Here is a 16,675-nt window from a genome sequence, read left to right on the forward strand (position 1 = left end):
TGGGGGGTCGTATGCGTACGTACCGTTTGGCATGTTTGGTGTGCCTGCTGCTGCTCACGGCGTTGGGTTGCCGGGGTGCGGCGGACGGCGGCTCGGCGACGGAACTGTCGAGGGCAACACCATCGGCCTCCCCTCCACCCCCTTCACCCTCACCCTCATCGTCGCTGTTCCTCGCCACGGATGGGTGTGCGTCGCGCGAGGGGGCGGTGGGCGACACGAAGGACTTCCACGAGGTGCCGTGCACGAGCGAGCGGGCGGTGGCGAAGGTACTGGCCCGCCGGAACGGGGTGGTGGCGAAGGGGGCGGCCGTGGACTGCCCCCTGTACACGGACTTCGTCCTGTACGTCTCCGAGAGCGTGCCGTCGGCGGCGGCGAGCGGGGACGCGAGCGTGTCGCGGGGCTACGCCTGCATGCGCAACCTGGAGCCACCGCACCCGGGCGACCCCGGGATGGGGGGCGGCCCGTACACGGTGGTGGGGGACTGCGTGTACGCGGCGGGCGAGGACCAGGTGAAGGAAACGGCATGCGACGGCTCGGGCCCGCATGCCCCCCAGTACCGGGTGGTGTCGGCGGTCGGAGCCCGCTCGGGGTGCCCGTCTTCGACCCGGCTGTATGTACAGCTGACGGGGCGCCAGGGTCCGGTGGGGTGCGCTCGCCGGGTCTGAGCTTCTCCCCGCCCCGCCCCTTCCCGGCTGCGACACTCTGCCGCTCCGCCGCGGGGCTCCGGGGGTGGGGGCCCGCCCTGGACGCCCCCGACCCCCGACCCACCCGGGCTGCCGCCGGCTACGGCCTCAGTGTCGGCTCTCGCTCCGCGGACGCCGCGTCCAGCTTCGCGTCGTACGACGCCTGCGGCTTCACCGGCGCGCCGCTCAGGCCCGCCCAGCGCAGGATCGACGCCGTCGCCGCGGTCTTCGCGTCCGGGGCCAGCAGGGCCACCTTCGAGCCGTGGTTGCCGCCCGCCACCGTGTAGACGTAGGAGTCGCGTGCCCCAGCGCCCAGGGAGAACCGCTCCGCGCCCCACGGGTCGTTCTGGCCGTACACGTACAGCATGTGGTCCGCGTGGTGCTTGACCCACGTGTCGACGTCCCGCATCGCCCACGGCTGGAACCGCATCGGGATGTTGCGCGGCACGAAGTTCCGGGGCGGCTGGTAGCCGTAGCGGCTCAGCTTGCCGAGCCAGGGCTGCTTGATGGTGGGCGAGCCCAGCTGGGTACCGGCCTGGTAGTAGTACGCCGTGTACGGGGCCAGGCCCTGGTCGGTGTAGAAGGAGAAGCCGGAGATCGTGTCGACCGAGTCCCAGATCGCCTGGTCGGTGGCGTGCGCCGCGTCCGCCGGGATCGTGGAGCAGTCGGCCAGCAGGTGGTACTGCCAGAAGCCCCAGACGTAGTCGAGCACGACCGCCTCGTACGCCTTGTCGAGCGTGCCTACTGTTGTGAAGGTGTAGCCGTTTGCGGTCGCGTATTCCTGGTACTTCTTCTCCAGGGAGTCCCGCCGCACCAGCGCCTCGCGCTGCACGCCCTCCAGCTTGTCGCGGCACTCCTTGGTGCCGACCGTCCTGAAGAACCGGTCGTAGGCCGAATCCTCGTTGTTCACCACGTCGTTGGGGGCCACGTACGAGACGACGCCGTCCATGTCGCGCGGGTAGAACCGCTTGTAGTACGTGGCCGTCATGCCGCCCTTCGAGGCGCCTGTCGTCAGCCAGTTCTTCGTGTAGATGGGCTTCAGGGCCTGGAATATGGCGTGCTGGTCGCTGGCCGCCTGCCAGATGTCGTCCTTGGCCCAGTCGGCGGGCTGCGGCCGGGACTGCGGGAAGAACCGGTACTCGACGGAGACCTGGTTACCGTCGACGATCTTCGTCGGCTCGGTGCGGCTCGGCGTCGTGGAGACGTCGTAGCCGCTCGTGTACATCACGGTCGGGCGATCGACATCCTTGTGCAGCACGGTGATCCGCTGCTGGAAGGTGGCCCTGCTGTACGGATTGGCGTGGTCTACGGGCTGCGCGAAGTTCAGTACGAAATAGCGGTAGCCGCTGTACGGCTTCTCTTCTATGAGGCTCATCCCGGGTATCGCCAGGATGCGGTCCTTGATGTCCGGCTCGGCGGCGGTGGCCGCCCCTGCCGCGGCTCCCGTCGCGGTCATCGTGCCTATCAGCACGACGAGCGACAGCAGCCATCTGAGCGCCTTGCGCATTCACACTCCCCTGTGGGGCCCCTGTGGGCACGAACGTGGCCCCGCGAACCTAGCGGGGGCAACACCCGCCCCGCCAGACCCGGTTGAGCTCCACAGTTGACCTTCGTACGGAGTGCGTGCGTCGTGCCTCCGGTTCGGAAAACCCCGCTCAGCACACCCAGCCCGTCTCCACCGCGCTCCCCGCTATCGCCCCCGTCGCCCGCACGCACCGGTTCCCCGAGTGCACGGTGACCGGCCCCGCCATCCTCGTGTACGAGCCCGAGTCGCCGGCCGGAGCGCTGCCCCGGGCCTGGATCGCCACCGACATCTGGCGCCGCGCACCCGGGTTCTTCGCCGCGGTCACCGCGCACGCGTACCCATTGCCCTTGTACAGCCGCAGCTCACCCGTGCTGAACCCGACCGTCTTCACCGGCCGCCCCGCACACGCGGCTGCCGCGTCCGCGCTGCCGCCGCCCGGCCCGAACACGACCAGGCCGCCCGCCGCCGCGACCACCGCCAGTCCCACGAGCGTCCTGTTGCTCACCCCACCGAACACGCTTGCACCCTTCCACCACTTGAGCGTTTGTGGGCATGGACGCACTCGGCCGCCCGATGGTTCTCCGGGCGGCCGAGAGGGTGTGGCTGTCAGACGGCCAGCGCGTCGGCCTCCGCCTCGCCGATGAAGGTGCGCCACAGGCGGGCGTACTGGCCGTCCAGAGCGAGGAGCTCGTCGTGCGTGCCGTCCTCGGCGACCCGGCCGTGGTCCATGACGATCACCCGGTCCGCACGGGCCGCCGTGGTCAGGCGGTGCGCGACGACCAGCGTCGTACGGCGGCCGGTCAGACGGTCGGTGGCCTGGTTGACCTGCGCCTCCGTGGCCAGGTCCAGGGCGGCCGTCGCCTCGTCGAGCAGCAGGATGTCCGGGTCGACCAGCTCGGCGCGGGCCAGCGCGATCAGCTGCCGCTGCCCCGCGGAGAGGTTGCGGCCGCGCTCGGCGACCTGGTGGAGGTAGCCGCCGTCGAGCGTGGCGATCATGTCGTGGGCGCCGACCGCGCGGGCCGCCGCCTCCACCTGGGCGTCGCTCGCGTCGGGGCGTCCGTACGCGATGGCGTCGCGGACCGTGCCCTCGAAGAGGTACGCCTCCTGCGGGACGACGCCGAGCCGGTGCCGGTAGGCGGTGATGTCGAGGTCGCGCAGGTCCGTGCCGTCGGCGGTGACCCGCCCGCCCGTCGGGTCGTAGAACCGCGCGACCAGCTTGACCAGGGTGGACTTCCCGGCGCCGGTCTCGCCGACGAACGCGACGGTCTGGCCGGCCGGTATGCGGATGTCGACGCCGCTCAGCGCCTCTTCTTCGGCCCCGTACGCGAAGTCGACGTTCTCGAAGGCGATCTCGCCGCGCAGCGACAGGACGTCGAGCGGCTCGGCGGCGGCCTCGGTGGAGGTCTTCTCCTGGAGCAGTTCCTGGATGCGCTTCAGCGAGACGGCCGCCTGCTGGTAGCCGTCGAAGACCTGCGAGAGCTGCTGCACGGGGGCGAAGAACAGGTCGATGTACAGCAGGTACGCGACCAGCGCGCCCGTGGTCAGGGTGCCGTTGTCGACCCGGCCCGCGCCCACGATCAGCACGGCGGCCGCGGCCACCGACGACAGGAGCTGCACGAACGGGAAGTACACCGAGATCAGCCACTGGCCGCGCACCCGCGCCTGGCGGTAGTGGTCGCTGCGGTCCGCGAACCGTGCGGCTCCGTCGTGCTCGCGCCGGAACGCCTGCACGATGCGAAGGCCGGACACCGACTCCTGGAGGTCGGCGTTGACGGTGCTGACCCGCTCGCGGGCGAGCTCGTAGGCCTGCACGCTCTTCTTGCGGAAGAAGTACGTGCCGACGACCAGCAGCGGCAGCGTCGCGAAGACGACGAGGGCGAGCTGGATGTCGATGACGAGCAGCGCCACCATGATGCCGAAGAAGGTGACGACGGAGACGAACGCGGTGACCAGGCCCGTCTGGAGGAACGTGGAAAGCGCGTCCACGTCCGTCGTCATGCGGGTCATGATGCGACCGGTCAGCTCCCGCTCGTAGTAGTCGAGTCCGAGCCGCTGGAGCTGCGCGAAGATCTTCAGGCGCAGGGTGTAGAGGACGCGTTCGCCGGTGCGGCCGGTCATCCGGGTCTCGCCGGTCTGGGCGAGCCACTGGATGGCGACGGTGACGAGGGCGAGCCCGGAGGCGGCCCAGACCGCGCCGAGCGCGAGCTGGGTGACGCCCTGGTCGATGCCGTGCCGGATCAGGACCGGCAGGACCAGCGAGCCGCCCGCGTCGATCGCGACGAGGAGGAGCGAGACGAGCAGGGGAAGGCCGAAGCCCCGCAGGAGTCTGCGCAGGCCGTAGGAGTCCTCGGCCTTGACGGCCCTCGCCTCGTCTATGCCGGGGGTGTCGGTCGCGGGCGGCAGCGCCTCTACCTGGGCGAGCAGCTCGGGCGTGGCCGGCATGCCGCCCGGGGCGGTCGACTCGGCCTTCTCCTCGCGGACCCACAGCGGCGGGGTGATGCCGCGCTCGGCGTCGAACTCCGCGTCCAGTTCGTCCCGTACGGAGTGGTCTTCGAGCGGTTCGGCGACCGGCGGGACGCGGCCCGGGGAGACTCCGCCCAGCTCGTCGGGGTCGGTCAGCAGGCGGCGGTACAGGGCGCTGTCGCGCTGGAGTTCCTCGTGGGTGCCGATCGCGGCGAGGCGGCCGCCGTCCAGGACGGCGATGCGGTCGGCGAGGCCGAGGGTGGAGCGGCGGTGCGCGATGAGCAGGGTGGTGCGGCCCGCCATGACCGACTTCAGCGCCTCGTGGATCTCGTGCTCGACGCGGGCGTCGACGGCCGAGGTCGCATCGTCCAGGACGAGCAGGCGGGGGTCGGTGAGGATGGCGCGGGCGAGCGCGATGCGCTGGCGCTGGCCGCCGGAGAGGGTGAGGCCGTGCTCGCCGACGGTGGTGTCGTAGCCCTTGGGAAGCTCGGCGATGAACCGGTCGGCCTGGGCGGCGCGCGCGGCCTTCTCGATCTCTTCCTGGGTGGCGTCCGGCTTTCCGTACGCGATGTTGGCGCGGACGGTGTCGGAGAAGAGGAAGGAGTCCTCCGGTACGAGTCCGATCGCGGCGCGCAGCGAGGCGAGGGTCAGCTCGCGCACGTCGTGGCCGCCGACGAGGACGGCTCCGTGCGAGACGTCGTAGAAGCGGGGCAGGAGCAGTGAGACGGTGGACTTGCCGGAGCCGGACGAGCCGACCACGGCGACGGTCTCGCCGGGCCGGATGTCGAGCGAGAGGCCCTTCAGGACGGGCCGCTCGGCGTCGTAGCCGAAGCTCACGTCGTCGAATTCGACGGTGGCCGGGGCGTCCGGCGACAGCTCCTTCTTGCCGTCCTCGATGGAGGGCTCGGTGTCGATGAGCTCCAGGACGCGCTCGACGCCGGCCCGGGCCTGCTGGCCGACGGTGAGCACCATGGCGAGCATGCGGACGGGCCCGACGAGCTGGGCGAGGTAGGTGGAGAAGGCTACGAACGTGCCGAGCGTGATCTCACCGCGGGTGGCGAGCCAGCCGCCGAGCGCCAGCATGGCGACCTGGCCGAGCGCGGGGACGGCCTGGAGGGCCGGGGTGTAGCGGGAGTTCAGCTTGATCGTGCGAAGCCGGCCGGCGAAGAGGCGCCGCCCGACCTCCCTCAGCTTGCCGGTCTCCTGGTCCTCCTGGCCGAAGCCCTTGACGACCCGGACCCCGGACACGGCGCCGTCGACGACCCCGGCGACGGCGGCGGCCTGGCCCTGGGCGTACCAGGTGGCGGGGAACAGTCGGGTGCGGCTCCGCTTGGCGATGAACCAGAGGGCGGGGGCGACGGCGAGGGCGACCAGGGTCAGCAGCGGCGACAGCCACGCCATGATCACGATCGAGATGACGAAGAGCAGGATGTTGCCGATGGTCATCGGCAGCATGAAGAGCAGGCCCTGGATCAGCTGGAGGTCGCTGGTGGCGCGGCCGACGACCTGCCCCGTGGACAGCTCGTCCTGGCGCCGACCGTCGAGCCGGGTGATCGTGCCGTACATCTCGGTGCGCAGGTCGTGCTGGACGTCGAGGGCGAGCCGCCCTCCGTAGTACCGCCGTATGTAGGTGAGCCCGTACACCACGACGGCGGAGGCTATGAGGAGCCCGGTCCACACGGCGAGGGAGCGTGTGTGGTGGCCGATGACGTCGTCGATGATCACCTTGGTGATCAGCGGGACGAGCGCCATGACGGCCATGCCGCCGAGCGACGAGCCGAGGGCGAGCACGACATTGCGCCGGTACCGCCAGGCGTACCCGGTCAGCCTGCGCGCCCACCCCTGTTGCGCACCCTCCGTCACGACATTCCTCCCGTTGGTACCTGTCCTGCCGCAAGCCCCAACACGGGGGCCTGCGGATTTCATCCCGCCGCAACAAATACGGGACGTAAGGACCAGGACCGCACGAGGCGTTCTACAGGTGCGTCGGCGCGAACATCTTCAGGAGGGCGGGCAGCACGACGACCGAGGGGCCGGGGGTGGCCAGCGCCTTGGACAGGTCGGCGGTCAGGGTGTCCGGGCTCGTACGGACCGCCGGGACGCCGAAGGACTCGGCGAGGGCGACGAAGTCCGGGCGGGCCAGCTCGGTGGCCGCGGCCTCACCGAACGTGTCCGTCATGTACTCGCGCAGGATGCCGTAGCCGCCGTCGTCGACGATCAGCCAGGTGACCGGCAGGCCGTACTGCCTGGCGGTGGCGAGCTCGGCGATCGAGTACATGGCTCCGCCGTCGCCGGAGACCGCGAGGACCGGGTGGCCGGGGTCGGCGACGGCCGCGCCGAGCGCCGCCGGGAAGCCGTAGCCGAGGCCCCCCGCGCCCTGCGCCGAGTGCATCGCGCCGGGCCAGGCGGACCAGGCCCAGTACGCGAGGATCGTCATGTCCCAGAAGCTGGGCGCCCCGGCGGGCAGGGCCTCGCGCACCGCGGCGAGGATGCGCTGCTCCTCACCGAGGTCCTGGGCGTCGATACGGGCCCGTACCTTCGCCAGGACGGTCCGTACCCGCTCGGCTGCCGCCCCGTCGGTGCGCTCCGGGACCGTTTCGAGCAGGGCCTGGAGGGCGATGCGGGCGTCCGCGTGGATGCCGAGCGCCGGATGGTTGGACTCCAGCTTGCCGAGGTCGGCCTCGATCTGGACGATCCGGCCGCGCGGCTGGAACGTGTGGTAGTTCGACGACAGCTCGCCGAGCCCGGAGCCGACCACGAGCAGGACGTCCGCGTCCTCCAGGAAGTCCGTGGTGTGCCGGTCCTCCAGCCAGGACTGGAGCGAGAGGGGGTGCTCCCACGGGAAGGCGCCCTTGCCGCCGAAGGTGGTCACGACCGGCGCGTCCAGCTTCTCGGCGAGCGCGAGCAGCTTGCCCGAGGCGTCGGCGCGTACGACCCCGCCGCCCGCGATGATCGCCGGACGGGCCGCCTTGGACAGCAACTCGGCTGCCACGGCCGTCAGTTCGGGGCGCGGGACGATGTCCTCGGGAAAGGCGTCCATGGGCGTGACGACGGGCAGCGCCGTCTCGGCGAGCAGCACGTCCTGCGGGATCTCCACCCACACCGGGCCGTGCGGCGCGGTCAGCGCCGACTCCCACGCGGCCGCGATCGCCGACGGGATCTGCGACTGGCCGCGCACGGTGTGGACGGACTTCACGACGTCACGGAACGACGCCTTCTGGTCGCGCAGCTCGTGCAGATAGCCGTGCCGCCCGCCGCCGAGTCCCGCCGTGGGGACCTGACTCGAGATCGCGATCACCGGGGAGGAGGCGGCCGCCGCCTCCTGGAGGGCAGCGAGCGACGTCAGCGCGCCGGGGCCGGTCGAGAGCAGCAGCGGGGCCGCCTCGCCGGTGATCCGGCCGTACGCGTCGGCCGCGAAGCCCGCGTTGTTCTCGACCCGCAGCCCGATGTAGCTGAGGTCCGAGCGGCGCACCGCGTCGAACAGGGCGAGCGCGTGCTGGCCGGGCAGCCCGAACACGGTGGTCGCGCCGAGCCCGGCCAGCGTCTCCACGACCAGGTCACCGCCGGTGCGGCCGGGCGGCGGGTTCAGCGCGGCCGCGGTCTGCGCCGCGGTGGGGCGCAGGACGATGTCGTGGTCGTGGGTCATCACACGGTCCGGGAGGCCGCGATCTGGCGGGACATGATCGTCGTCAGCTCGTAGGCGGTGTGCGAGGCGGCCACGCTGGTGATCTCGGCGTGGTCGTAGGCCGGGGCGACCTCGACGACGTCGGCGGAGACCAGGTTGCAGGAGGCCAGGCCCCGCAGGATCTCCAGGAGCTCGCGCGAGGTCATGCCGCCGGCCTCGGGGGTGCCGGTGCCGGGCGCGTGGGCCGGGTCGAGGCAGTCGATGTCGATGGAGATGTACAGCGGGCGCTCGCCGATTCGCTGGCGGAGCTGGTCGGCGACCTCGTCGGCGCCGCGCCGGTAGACGTCGGCGGAGGTGACGATGCCGAAGCCCATCTTCTCGTCGTCGGTCAGGTCCTGCTTGCCGTACAGCGGGCCGCGCGTGCCGACGTGGGACAGCGCCTCGGTGTCGAGGATGCCCTCCTCGACGGCCCGGCGGAACGGGGTGCCGTGGGTGTACTCGGCGCCGAAGTAGGTGTCCCAGGTGTCGAGGTGCGCGTCGAAGTGGAGCAGCGCGACCGGGCCGTGCTTCTTGGCGACGGAGCGGAGCAGCGGCAGCGCGATGGTGTGGTCGCCGCCGAGCGTCATCATGCGGGCGCCGGTGCCGAGCAGGTCGTCGGCGGCCGCCTCGATGGTCTCGACGGCCTCGTTGATGTTGAACGGGTTGGCCGCGATGTCACCGGCGTCGGCGACCTGGGCCAGCGCGAAGGGCGAGGCGTCCTGGGCCGGGTTGTACGGGCGCAGCAGGCGCGAGGCCTCGCGGATGGCGTTGCCGCCGAAGCGGGCGCCGGGCCGGTAGGACACGCCGCTGTCGAAGGGCACACCGACGACGGCGACATCGGCGGTGCCGACCTCGTCGAGGCGGGGCAGCCGGGCGAAGGTCGCGGGCCCGGCGTACCGCGGGATGCGGGACGAGTCGATCGGACCGCGCGGCGTTTCGTTGCTGCTCATGTGAAGTGCCCTTCGTTTTCAGCGTGTTGTGGCGACCCGGGCCGGTGGGCCGTCGGCCCGGCCGGGTCCGGCGGCGCGCGGAGCCTGTCCGCTCTCCCGCGTGCGCCGGTCGGCACGACCATAGGCGGCCGGGCAGCCACACTGAAGTGTACGTTTCCTCCACTCCCGACGCCGCTGACGGATGGATCGTCCACATGCCGGAACCGACCGCCCCGCCCACTCCCCCCATCGCGCTCACCGCGCTGCTGGCCCGCGCCGACCTGGGCCTGCGGCAGCTCGCGGGCCCGGCCGAGGTGTCCATCCGCTGGGTGCACACCTCGGAGATGGCCGACCCGTATCCGTACCTCCTCGGCGGGGAGCTGCTCATGACGGCCGGGGTGCAGCTGGCCGACCCCGAGCGGTACGTGTCCCGGGTGGTGGAGGCGGGGGCGGCGGCGCTGGGCTTCGGGGTGGCCCCGGTGTACGACGCGGTGCCGGACGCCCTGGTTCAGGCGTGCGCACGCCACGGCCTCCCCTTGCTGGAGGTGCCGCCGCAGACGACGTTCTCCGGGGTGGCACGGGCGGTGTGGCTCCTGATGGCCCGGGCCCGCGAGGACGAGCTGCGCCGCGTGAACGAGACCCAGCGCGCGCTGGCCGCGGCGGCGTCCCGGCCCGCGCCGGTGGGGGCGGTCCTGCGGGTCCTCGCAGGGCGGCTCGGGGGGTGGGCGGCTCTGGTGACCCCGGCGGGGTCGGTACTGGATGCGGCGGGGGGTGAGCCGTCTGCCGCGGTGCGGGATGCGGTGGGGCGGCTGGCGGGGGTGGTGGCGCCGGAGGCGGAGATTCCCCACCCCGCCCCTCCCCGGAATCCTCCGGGGGACGACGAGCCCGCGGCCCGCCGGACACGGGGCTCCGCCCCGGACCCCGGGTCCGGGGGGAACCCGCCGAAGGCGCATGCCCTTACTGCCACCGACACCCTCGGCGGCACCCACCTCGCCGCCTACGCCCTCGCCGGCCCCCGCGTGCTCGCCCTCGCCACCCCCCGCCGCGCCCCCGGCGACCACACCATCGCCGGCGTCGCGGCCGTACTCCTCACGCTGCTCACCGCGGAGCGGCAGGGCGCGGACGTAGCCGCCCGTTCGGCCGCACTCGTGCGGCTCCTGCTCGGCGGCACCCCCGAGGAGGCCGAACCGCTGCTCGGCGAGGGCCCCTGGGTCGTCGTGCAGGCCCGGGGGCAAGGCGCCCCGCCCGACCTCGGGACCCCCCTGGTCGACGCGGGCGGGCAGCACCTGCGAGCCCTCGTACCCGCCGACCGGGAGGTCACGGCGCACCCCGGCTGGACCCTCGGCGTCAGCGCCCCCGCCGCCCTCGCGGGGCTGGCCGTCGCCGACACCCAGGCAGCCAGGGCCCTGGAACGCGCGGAGGCGACCCGTACCCCCCTCACCCGGCACCGCCCCGCCGGATTCGGGGCGCTGATGAACCCGGAGGAGGCCGCCGCGTACGCACACCACCTGCTCGCCCCGCTCAGCGACCCCTTGCGCACCACGCTGCGCGCCTGGCTCTCGCTGCACGGCAGTTGGGACCGCAGCGCGGTCGCGCTGGGGGTGCACCGCAACACCGTGCGCCAGCGGATCGGCCGCGCGGCGGCGCTGCTCGGCGTGGATCTCGACGACATGGACGTACGCACGGAGCTCTGGCTGGCGCTCAGAAGTGCTGAGTCTCACTCTGGACATCGAGAGTGACTGCCGGGTAACTTCGTATTTCAACCTGAGCAAGCGCTTAGCCAAATTTGCGAGCCGAGGAGGGCGTCCGTGCGCCGTACGGTATTCAACGAAGACCACGAGGCGTTCCGGGAGACCCTGCGCGCCTTCATCGAGGCCGAGGTCGTCCCGGTCTACGACGAGTGGTTCGCCGACGGCATCGTGCCGCGCGACTTCTACTACAAGCTCGCCGAGCTCGGCGTCTTCGGCATCCGCGTGGACGAGGAGTTCGGCGGCGCCGGCATCGACTCGTACAAGTTCGAGGCCGTCATGTACGAGGAGACGGCCCGCGCGGGCGTCCAGTTCGGCGGCTCCGGCGTGCACGTGCTGCTCGGCCTGCCGTACATCAAGATGCTCGCCACCGACGAGCAGAAGAAGCGCTTCCTGCCGAAGTTCGTCTCCGGCGAGGAGATGTGGGCCCTCGCGATGACCGAGCCGGGCACCGGCTCCGACCTCGCGGGCATGAAGACCACCGCCAAGCTCTCCGAGGACGGCTCGCACTACGTCCTCAACGGCTCCAAGACCTTCATCACCGGTGGCGTCCACGCCGACCGCGTGATCGTCTGCGCCCGCACCGACGCCCCCTCCGCCGAGGACCGCCGCCACGGCATCTCCCTCTTCGCGGTGGACACCAAGTCCGAGGGCTACTCCATCGGCCGCAAGCTCGACAAGCTCGGCCTGAAGACCTCCGACACCGCCGAGCTGGCGTTCGTCGACGTGAAGGTGCCCGTCGAGGACCTGCTCGGCGAGGAGAACAAGGGCTTCTACTACCTCGGCCACAACCTCGCCTCCGAGCGCTGGGGCATCGCGTTCGGCGCGTACGCCCAGGCCAAGGCGGCCGTCCGGTTCGCCAAGGAGTACGTGCAGGACCGCACCGTCTTCGGCAAGCCGGTCGCGTCCTTCCAGAACACCAAGTTCGAGCTGGCCGCCTGCCAGGCCGAGGTGGACGCCGCCGAGGCCGTCGCCGACCGCGCCCTGGAGGCCCTGGACGCGGGCGAGCTGACCCCGGCCGAGGCCGCGTCCGCGAAGCTGTTCTGCACCGAGGTCGCGCACCGCGTCATCGACCGCTGCCTCCAGCTGCACGGCGGCTACGGCTTCATGAACGAGTACCCGATCGCCCGTCTGTACGCCGACAACCGCGTGAACCGGATCTACGGCGGCACCAGCGAGATCATGAAGTCGATCATCGCCAAGGACATGGGGCTGTAGGGACGGCCACCGGCCGACCTGTACAACTACCCTCATGCACAAGGCACTTGAGAGCCTCCTCGATCTGCTCGACCTGGAGCGGATCGAGGAGGACATCTTCCGCGGCCAGTCGCGCTCGGCGCTCGTGCCGCGCGTCTTCGGCGGCCAGGTCGCGGCCCAGGCGCTGGTCGCCGCGGGCCGCACCGTGCCCGCCGACCGGATGGCCCACTCCCTCCACGCGTACTTCCTGCGCATGGGGGACCCGGGCGCGCCGATCGTCTACACGGTCGACCGCATCCGCGACGGGGCCTCCTTCACGACCCGCCGCGTCGTCGCCATCCAGCACGGCCAGCCGATCTTCCACCTCTCCGCGTCGTTCCAGACGTACGAGGAGGGCATGGAGCACCAGGCGGGCATGCCCCCGGCGCCGGACCCGGAGTCGCTGCCCACGGCCGCCGAGATGCTGCCGCGCCACGCGGACGCCTTCCACGAGCCGGGTGTGGTGGACCGGCTCATCGAGGCCCGCGCGGCCGTGGATCTGCGATACGTGGACGCGCCGCCGTGGGGCACCGTCGGCACCCCGCGCGAGCCGCGCTCGCAGGTGTGGTTCCGCACGAACGGCAAGCTGGCCGACGACCCTCTGCTGCACGTCTGCCTGGCCACCTACGTCTCCGACATGACCCTGCTCGACTCGGTCCTGCTCGCCCACGGGCGCGGCGGCTGGGCGGTGGGCGACGTGGTGGGCGCCTCGCTGGACCACGCGATGTGGTTCCACCGGCCGTTCCGCGCCGACGAGTGGCTCCTGTACGACCAGGAGTCCCCGTCGGCGTCCGGCGGGCGGGGCCTTGGCCAGGCCCGCATCTACACGCAGGACGGCCGCCTGGCGATCACGGTGATCCAGGAGGGCGTGGTCCGCGTCCCCCGCTGACGCCGCGGCCCTGCGGGGGTGCGGGGCGGGCGCCCCGGGCTGCGCCCCGACCCGCCGGAGGCCGGACGGCCGCTCACGCCGTTCCCCGCGCCCCCAGCTGGGTGCAACGCGGGCCTCCCGGGCTGCGCCCCGAACCCTCGACGCGCTTCGACCGCGGACCGTGCGTGGTTGCTCGCGCTGCTCCCCGCGCCCCTGAACCCGCCTTCGCCCGCGGACCGTGCGTGGCTGGTCGCGCAGTTCCCCGCGCCCCTGTAGGCCGCCCAGCACCCGCCGGTCGTTCCCCGGTTCAGCTCATCCAACCCCCGTCACGGACGGGCGGGTGGGCAACCCGCCGGGGGTCTGGGGGCGCAGCCCCCAGGGGGCCGGGGTCAGGCCTCAAGGCCCGCCGCGTCCAGCAGATACGCCGTCATCGGCTCGTAGAAGCGCGGGTCCAGGACGTGGTCGTCCAGGGGAACGGTCACCTGGAGCGTCCCCTCCGCCTCCGCCAGGAACAGCGCGGGGTCGTTGGAGTCCGCGTACCCCATCGCATCCACCCCGTGCTGCCCCGCGCACCCCGCCCACCCGTGGTCCGCGACCACCAGGTCCGGCGGCGTGTCCAGGGCCGACAGGATCGCCCGCATCGGCTCCGGGGAGTGGGTGTGCCACAGGGACGCACCCCGCTCGAAGACGGCCACGTCCGCGAACTGGACGACGTACCCCTCGTCGGCAGTGAGCCCGCCCGGGATCCGTACGATCTCGCAGCCGGCCGCCCGCAGCCCGGCGGCCGTGCGGCTGTGCACGTCGATGAGCGCGCCGGGGTGCCCCGTGGCGAACAGCACCCGCTCCCGCCCCGCCGCCGCCTTCCGCAGCCGCGCCGCCATCCGGTCCAGGCCGTCCACCGTGAGCTCGGGGTCGATGGTGTCCTGCCCGGTGCGGTGCTCCGGGTCGTCGACGACTCCGCAGCGCTCGGCCATGACGGCAAGGACGTCCTGCTCGTCGCTCCAGCGGTCCCCCAGCTCCAGGCCCAGCCAGTAGTGGCGGTCGCCGTTGGCGAGCTTGCGGTAGTGGGAGAGGTTGTTGTCGCGAGGCGTGGCGACGTCACCGGCGATACGGGTGCGGACTAGGTGGTCGACGAGGGCGGCACGGCTGGGTATCGGCATGCGGCCATTCTGCCCCGCCGACGCCGCCCCCGGCCGGGCCGTTCCGCGCACCGGACGGGGCTTCGAGGCGCGGCGGAAGAGGCTCAGTGCGCGTCCAGGGATGCGAAGGCCCCGTGGGCCAGACGGCGAAGGAGTGCCTCGGTGGCGGCGCGGCCGGGAAGACCGGTGCCGTAAGTCCCCAGGTGGGGCGTCGAGTTGAGCAGGCCGAACACCGCATGCACCGCCCCGCGCACCTCGGCCTCCGGCACCGCCGGGTACAGCTCGCGTACGACGCCGACCCACAGCTCGACGTACTGCCGCTGGAGCTGGCGCACCAGCTTGCGGTCGCTGTCGCGGAGCCGGTCGAGTTCGCGGTCGTGCAGGGTGATCAGCGCCCGGTCGTCGAGCGCGAAGTCGATGTGCCCGTCGATGAGCGCGCCGAGGAGGCGCTCGGGGTCGCCCGCCGCCTCGGTGACCCGCTTGCGCCCGCCGTCGTACAGCCGCCCGCTGATGCCGACGAGCAGCTCGGCCAGCATCGCGTCCTTGCCCGCGAAGTGCCGGTACAGGCCGGGGCCGCTGATGCCGACCGCAGCCCCTATCTCGTCGACGCCGACGCCGTGGAAACCGCGCTCGGCGAAGAGGCGCGCGGCCTCGCGCAGGATCTGCTCGCGGCGGGTAGGGGCGTCGGTACGGGTGCTCATGGGAATTCATTCTAGACAACGCGGTTAGCGCTCGTTAACCTGAGGGAAACGAGTTAACGGTCATTAACATCCGTTGACGTCGCCGCGTACGGGCAAGGGGGCTCGACACGATGCAGCAGGCACCGGTCCTGGGGAGTGCGGCCGATCCCGCCTCCGAGGCCTGGCGGGCCAACGAGGCGGCGCACCGCGCGCTCGGCGAGGAGCTGCGGGCGAAGCTCGCCGCGGCCCGGCTCGGCGGGGGCGAGCGGTCCCGCGAGCGGCATGTCGCGCGCGGCAAGCTGCTGCCGAGGGACCGCGTGGACACCCTTCTGGACCCCGGCTCGCCCTTCCTGGAGCTGGCCCCGCTGGCCGCCGAGGGCATGTACGGCGGGCAGGCGCCGGCCGCCGGGGTGATCGCCGGGATCGGCCGGGTCAGCGGCCGCGAGTGCGTGATCGTCGCCAATGACGCCACCGTCAAGGGCGGCACGTACTACCCGATGACGGTGAAGAAGCACCTGCGCGCCCAGGAGGTGGCGCTCGAAAACCGCCTCCCCTGCCTCTACCTGGTCGACTCGGGCGGTGCGTTCCTGCCGATGCAGGACGAGGTCTTCCCCGACCGCGAGCACTTCGGGCGGATCTTCTACAACCAGGCCCGGATGTCCGGCGCGGGCATCCCGCAGATCGCCGCCGTCCTCGGCTCGTGCACGGCGGGCGGTGCGTACGTCCCGGCGATGAGCGACGAGGCCGTGATCGTCCGCAACCAGGGCACGATCTTCCTGGGCGGCCCCCCGCTGGTGAAGGCGGCGACCGGCGAGGTCGTCACGGCCGAGGAGCTCGGCGGCGGCGAGGTCCACTCGCGCGTCTCGGGCGTCACCGACCACCTGGCCGAGGACGACGCGCACGCGCTGAGGATCGTCCGCAACATCGTGGCCACGCTGCCCGACCGCGGCGCGCTGCCCTGGTCGGTCGAGCCCGCCGAGGAGCCGAAGGCCGACCCGTTCGGTCTGTACGGCGCGGTGCCCGTCGACTCGCGCACGCCCTACGACGTACGGGAAGTGATCGCCCGGGTCGTCGACGGCTCGCGCTTCCAGGAGTTCAAGTCGGAGTTCGGGCAGACGCTGGTCACCGGGTTCGCGCGGATCCACGGCCACCCGGTCGGCATCGTCGCCAACAACGGCATCCTGTTCTCCGAATCCGCCCAGAAGGGCGCGCACTTCATCGAGCTGTGCGACCAGCGCGGCATCCCGCTGGTGTTCCTCCAGAACATCTCGGGCTTCATGGTCGGCCGTGACTACGAGGCGGGCGGCATCGCCAAGCACGGCGCGAAGATGGTGACGGCGGTCGCCTGCACGCGGGTGCCGAAGCTGACCGTCGTCGTCGGCGGCTCGTACGGCGCGGGCAACTACTCGATGTGCGGCCGGGCCTACAGCCCCCGCTTCCTGTGGATGTGGCCCAACGCCAAGATCTCGGTGATGGGCGGCGAACAGGCCGCATCCGTCCTCGCGACGGTCAAGCGCGACCAGTTGGGGGACGACTGGAGCGCCGAGGACGAGGAGGCCTTCAAGGCCCCCATCCGCGAGCAGTACGAGACCCAGGGCAACGCCTATTACGCGACGGCCCGGCTCTGGGACGACGGCGTGATCGACCCGGTCGACACCCGCCAGGTCCTGGGCCTGGCCCTGACCGCCTGCGCCAACGCCCCGCTCGCCGACCCCGCCTTCGGCGTCTTCCGGATGTGAC

Annotated in this window: 12 protein-coding genes; 5 read left to right on the top strand and 7 right to left on the bottom strand. The window is 72.2% G+C overall.

The genetic code is table 11. The features are described 5' to 3' along the window. Positions 1-206: 206 nt before the first annotated feature. Positions 207-665 (top strand): hypothetical protein, encoded by a 459-nt coding sequence (locus tag IE206_RS32135; RefSeq protein ID WP_308433967.1) that lies wholly within the window; start codon positions 207-209, stop codon positions 663-665. Between the two features lie 118 nt (positions 666-783). Here the strand turns inward: IE206_RS32135 and IE206_RS32140 are convergent, their stop codons facing one another. The 5 genes from IE206_RS32140 to speB form a co-directional block, all read right to left on the bottom strand. Next, positions 784-2,190, bottom strand: a complete 1,407-nt coding sequence (locus tag IE206_RS32140; RefSeq protein WP_189968381.1) for a S28 family serine protease — start codon at positions 2,188-2,190, stop codon at positions 784-786. Positions 2,191-2,338: 148 nt separating this feature from the next. Next, positions 2,339-2,713: a hypothetical protein gene (locus tag IE206_RS32145; RefSeq protein ID WP_226598928.1), complete on the bottom strand. Its 375-nt coding sequence runs from the start codon at positions 2,711-2,713 to the stop codon at positions 2,339-2,341. 101 nt (positions 2,714-2,814) lie between these two features. Then, the gene (locus IE206_RS32150) at positions 2,815-6,534 is read right to left on the bottom strand and encodes an ABC transporter ATP-binding protein (protein ID WP_189968383.1); all 3,720 of its coding nucleotides are present in this window, start codon (positions 6,532-6,534) and stop codon (positions 2,815-2,817) included. 112 nt (positions 6,535-6,646) lie between these two features. Next, positions 6,647-8,317, bottom strand: a complete 1,671-nt coding sequence (locus tag IE206_RS32155) for a thiamine pyrophosphate-binding protein (RefSeq protein WP_189968385.1) — start codon at positions 8,315-8,317, stop codon at positions 6,647-6,649. Beyond that, entirely contained in the window at positions 8,317-9,285 is a 969-nt protein-coding gene (gene speB / locus IE206_RS32160; protein WP_189968387.1) for an agmatinase, read from the bottom strand. Before speB ends, IE206_RS32155 begins: the two co-directional genes overlap by 1 nt. Positions 9,286-9,479: 194 nt before the next feature. Here speB and IE206_RS32165 point away from each other — a divergent pair, with 194 nt between their 5' ends. The 3 genes from IE206_RS32165 (at position 9,480) to IE206_RS32175 (ending at position 13,137) form a co-directional block, all read left to right on the top strand. Next, complete coding sequence (locus IE206_RS32165; RefSeq protein WP_189968389.1) at positions 9,480-11,003, top strand: PucR family transcriptional regulator; 1,524 nt, start codon at positions 9,480-9,482, stop codon at positions 11,001-11,003. A gap of 69 nt (positions 11,004-11,072) precedes the next feature. Next, on the top strand, positions 11,073-12,230 hold the full coding sequence (locus tag IE206_RS32170) for an acyl-CoA dehydrogenase family protein (protein ID WP_189968391.1): 1,158 nt from the start codon (positions 11,073-11,075) through the stop codon (positions 12,228-12,230). Positions 12,231-12,264: 34 nt separating this feature from the next. Further along, positions 12,265-13,137 carry an acyl-CoA thioesterase gene (locus IE206_RS32175; RefSeq protein ID WP_189968393.1) on the top strand — a complete coding sequence of 291 codons (873 nt, stop codon included), beginning with the start codon at positions 12,265-12,267 and terminating at the stop codon, positions 13,135-13,137. Between the two features lie 368 nt (positions 13,138-13,505). Here the strand turns inward: IE206_RS32175 and IE206_RS32180 are convergent, their stop codons facing one another. Beyond that, positions 13,506-14,276, bottom strand: coding sequence for a phosphatase (locus tag IE206_RS32180; RefSeq protein WP_189968395.1), 771 nt, complete (start codon positions 14,274-14,276; stop codon positions 13,506-13,508). Between the two features lie 83 nt (positions 14,277-14,359). Beyond that, a complete protein-coding gene (locus tag IE206_RS32185) occupies positions 14,360-14,956 on the bottom strand; it encodes an SACE_7040 family transcriptional regulator (RefSeq protein WP_189968397.1) in 597 nt (198 codons plus the stop codon). Positions 14,957-15,066: 110 nt separating this feature from the next. Between IE206_RS32185 and IE206_RS32190 the strand changes: the two genes are divergently transcribed. After that, complete coding sequence (locus IE206_RS32190; protein ID WP_189968400.1) at positions 15,067-16,674, top strand: carboxyl transferase domain-containing protein; 1,608 nt, start codon at positions 15,067-15,069, stop codon at positions 16,672-16,674. Position 16,675: the final 1 nt, after the last annotated feature.

The organism is Streptomyces violascens, assembly GCF_014649955.1.
Lineage (GTDB): Bacteria > Actinomycetota > Actinomycetes > Streptomycetales > Streptomycetaceae > Streptomyces > Streptomyces violascens.

Bases quoted from the DNA above. Each gene is read 5' to 3' on its own strand.
- speB (WP_189968387.1), bottom strand. From the start codon at position 9,285: ATGAGCAGCAACGAAACGCCGCGCGGTCCGATCGACTCGTCCCGCATC.
- IE206_RS32185 (WP_189968397.1), bottom strand. From the start codon at position 14,956: ATGAGCACCCGTACCGACGCCCCTACCCGCCGCGAGCAGATCCTGCGC.
- IE206_RS32155 (WP_189968385.1), bottom strand. From the start codon at position 8,317: ATGACCCACGACCACGACATCGTCCTGCGCCCCACCGCGGCGCAGACC.
- IE206_RS32190 (WP_189968400.1), top strand. From the start codon at position 15,067: ATGCAGCAGGCACCGGTCCTGGGGAGTGCGGCCGATCCCGCCTCCGAG.
- IE206_RS32165 (WP_189968389.1), top strand. From the start codon at position 9,480: ATGCCGGAACCGACCGCCCCGCCCACTCCCCCCATCGCGCTCACCGCG.
- IE206_RS32140 (WP_189968381.1), bottom strand. From the start codon at position 2,190: ATGCGCAAGGCGCTCAGATGGCTGCTGTCGCTCGTCGTGCTGATAGGC.
- IE206_RS32175 (WP_189968393.1), top strand. From the start codon at position 12,265: ATGCACAAGGCACTTGAGAGCCTCCTCGATCTGCTCGACCTGGAGCGG.
- IE206_RS32180 (WP_189968395.1), bottom strand. From the start codon at position 14,276: ATGCCGATACCCAGCCGTGCCGCCCTCGTCGACCACCTAGTCCGCACC.